This is a genomic window from Microcystis sp. M53598_WE2, from assembly GCF_030067735.1.
In the GTDB taxonomy this organism is placed as follows: Bacteria; Cyanobacteriota; Cyanobacteriia; order Cyanobacteriales; family Microcystaceae; genus Microcystis; species Microcystis aeruginosa.
The window spans coordinates 1-2321 of sequence record NZ_JASJFE010000096.1; the positions used below are offsets into that span (position 1 = coordinate 1).

Consider the following 2321-nt stretch of genomic DNA (forward strand, 5'->3'; position numbering starts at 1 on the left):
CAGCTGAACTTAATCAAATGCGCTGCCAGTCCAACCAATTAAGAGCTATCAGCAGTCAGCTTTGAATCAGTTATCAGTTATCAGTTATCAGATGCCAGTTTTCAGTTTACTGATTACTGTTTACTGTTTACTGATCACTGAAAAACCCCCAAACCCAGTATGATAATTGCTATATGAGTAAATCTAAGGAAAAAAACCGGATTGCCTATCAGGAATTTGGAGATAAAAGCAATTCTCAAGCTTTTGAGCGTTCCATCCCTGAATTACCCCCAAATCAGCAGAATTTGCGAGTACAAACCTCCCGCTCCGGTCGTGCGGGAAAAACCGTTACCATGGTTACAGGTTTTCAATGCCAAACCGAAACTCTGACGAAATTATTAAAACAGTTAAAAACTGCTTGCGGAACGGGTGGTACAGTGAAAGAAAATACCATTGAGATCCAAGGAGATCATCGCCAAAAAATTGTACAAATTCTCATTGAATCGGGTTACAAAGCCAAAATTAGCGGAGGATAGCTTAAAATCATGATTCCCTCTTGGTTGCTTATCGGTGTCGTGGGATTTTTGGTAGCGTTAGCTGGGGGATTACTCAATTCTCGCGATGTACGTTGGTTTGCGCGATTGCGTCGTCCCGATTGGTTAACCTTTGAAAGATTAATCCCTCTTATCTGGACAATTATCTATATTTGTGGGGCAATTTCTGCTTATTTAGTCTGGGAAGCTCAACCGGCTAATCGCTGGTTTTTGATGGCTTTTTATCTGTTGGTGGAATTGACTATTACTGCCTATACTCCCGTCACCTGTAAACTACGCAGTCTCAAAGCGGGAACGATTATCGGAGGTACGGGTTTTTTCTTGGGTTGTCTTCTGGCGCTATTGGTTTTCCCTGTTTCTTCTTGGGCGGGCATCCTACTCTTACCCTACCTGATTTGGAGTCCGATCGGTACCTATGTGACTTGGGAAATGAGCCATCTCAATCCTCGGGATGTATAGATAGGTAAAGTGGGATGGGTTAATTTTTAACCCATCCCACAGATCTTATTGCCATCTACCAACTTGAAAATCTAGACTGTTTTTTCCGCTCTAACTCGCTCTACCCTGCGAGGAATGGAGCAATCAAGGAAGTTAGGAACCTCCTGACGACAGTGAGGACAATACCAGTAGGCACGACTAGCCACAAGGTGACGAAGGGTAATTCCCGAACATATAGGGCAGTTGTGCATGGATTGTTAGACTAATTTTAAAAGCTTTTAAAATTGTCCTACCTCCTGAAATAATCTTAAACAAAATCGCCGCTCTTTAACTCTAACTTTAGGTAGAAACCTAGTGTTTCTTTCGATAGACTTCCCAGAAAATACCTAAGGATGAGGACGGAAAAGATGGGAATGTTGCGGGTGATAAAGTTGCGATCGAGTTCCTGTAATCTGGTTTAAAGCGGGACTAATTAGATAAAGGGTAGTTCTAGTTAAATTTTCCCGATGGGTTAATTGGGCCATCTCTGACAGGGGGACAACCCAGATTTTTTCGTCGGGCCAACCGAGACGAAAACAAACGGCCACCTGTTGCTCTGGCCCGTAGTATTGTAGGAGTTTTTCCTGGGCTTTGTCAACGTGACGGGCGGCTAAATATAGGCATAAACTGGCTTTATGGGCGGCTAAAGAGGCTAATTCTTCACTTTCTGGCATGGGAGAGGCTTTTCCTTCCACCCGGGTTAGAATAATTGTCTGGACTAATTCCGGAATCGTTAATTCTAGGGCTAATTTGGCCGCTAATCCTTGAAAGGCACTAATTCCGGGGATTAGCTGAAAGGGTATATCTGCTGCTGTCAAAAGCTCAATTTGTTCTTGGATGGCACTATAGAGACTTAAATCCCCCGATTGCAGTCGCACCACCGCTAAACCCCGACGCACGCGATCGATCATTAAAGGGATAATTTCCTCTAGGGTGATGCTACTGGTGGGAATTAACTCGGCATCTTGACGAGTATCCTCAAGAATCTGTTTAGGGACGAGGGAATTAGCAAAGAGGATAACATCGGCTTTTTGGAGAATTTTATAGGCTTTTACCGTCAATAATTCCGGATCTCCGGGTCCCGCACCAATAAAATAGACGGCCGGGGAGAGCGCCGAGGAGTCAATTAAAGTCATACTAAATCCTGTTTAAAAGGGGTGTGGGGTGTAGGGTGTGGGGATGTGGGGATGTGGGGATGTGGGGAGAATAAATAAAAACAATCTCCTGACTCCTGAATACTGAATCCTATCATCGAAAATTTTGGGTCTGAAACCCCGTCGTTCTACGACGGCTTTACTGTTAAATCTTAGC

General features: G+C 43.9%; 3 protein-coding genes. 2 read left to right on the forward strand and 1 reads right to left on the reverse strand.

Annotated features, from left to right (window positions below):
• Nucleotides 1-173: 173 nt before the first annotated feature.
• Complete coding sequence (locus PX636_RS02220) at nt 174-515, forward strand: translation initiation factor (RefSeq protein ID WP_288116093.1); 342 nt, start codon at nt 174-176, stop codon at nt 513-515.
• Between the two features lie 9 nt (nt 516-524).
• Nucleotides 525-992 carry a TspO/MBR family protein gene (locus PX636_RS02225; protein ID WP_002799098.1) on the forward strand — a complete coding sequence of 156 codons (468 nt, stop codon included), beginning with the start codon at nt 525-527 and terminating at the stop codon, nt 990-992.
• Nucleotides 993-1357: 365 nt separating this feature from the next.
• Here PX636_RS02225 and cobM read toward each other — a convergent pair whose 3' ends face one another.
• On the reverse strand, nt 1358-2146 hold the full coding sequence (cobM, locus tag PX636_RS02230) for a precorrin-4 C(11)-methyltransferase (protein ID WP_288116094.1): 789 nt from the start codon (nt 2144-2146) through the stop codon (nt 1358-1360).
• Between the last annotated feature and the right edge of the window lie 175 nt (nt 2147-2321).

Excerpts from the sequence above, each read along its gene's own strand:
- PX636_RS02225 (WP_002799098.1), top strand. The coding sequence starts at position 525 with ATGATTCCCTCTTGGTTGCTTATCGGTGTCGTGGGATTTTTGGTAGCG.
- PX636_RS02220 (WP_288116093.1), top strand. The coding sequence starts at position 174 with ATGAGTAAATCTAAGGAAAAAAACCGGATTGCCTATCAGGAATTTGGA.
- cobM (WP_288116094.1), bottom strand. The coding sequence starts at position 2,146 with ATGACTTTAATTGACTCCTCGGCGCTCTCCCCGGCCGTCTATTTTATT.